Here is a 571-nt window from a genome sequence, read left to right on the forward strand (position 1 = left end):
CGCTTCCTCGCCGGTCGGACGCATGCCCTTCAGCACCACGAAGGCGCAGATCGATTCGCCGGTCGTCTCGTCCGGCTTGCCGACCACGGCCGCTTCGGCCACGATCGGATTGGCCACCAGCGCCGATTCGATTTCCATCGTGCCCATCCGGTGACCGGAAACGTTGAGCACGTCGTCGATGCGGCCGGTGATGGTGAAGTAACCCGTTTCCTTGTTGCGGATGGCGCCGTCGCCGGCCAGGTAGTACTTGCCACCCAACTCTTCCGGGAAATAGCTGGTCTTGAAACGTTCCGGGTTGTTCCAGATGGTGCGGATCATCGATGGCCACGGACGCTTGACGACCAGGATGCCGCCCTGCCCGTTCGGCACGTCCGCGCCGGCTTCGTCGACGATGGCCGCCATGATGCCCGGCAGCGGCAGCGTGCACGAGCCCGGCACCATGGGGGTCGCGCCCGGCAGCGGCGTGATCATGTGGCCGCCCGTTTCGGTCTGCCAGAAGGTGTCGGCGATCGGGCAGCGTTCCTGGCCGACGTTCTTGTAGTACCACATCCAGGCTTCTGGATTGATCGGC

At 65.0% G+C, this 571-nt stretch carries 1 protein-coding gene; it reads right to left on the reverse strand.

What is annotated here, in order from left to right; translation table 11 throughout:
* On the reverse strand, positions 1–571 hold a 571-nt coding region (locus tag ACFPOU_RS23665; protein ID WP_379727545.1), incomplete at both ends, for an AMP-binding protein.

This window comes from Massilia jejuensis (genome assembly GCF_042656795.1).
Classification (GTDB): Bacteria; Pseudomonadota; Gammaproteobacteria; order Burkholderiales; family Burkholderiaceae_D; genus Telluria; species Telluria jejuensis.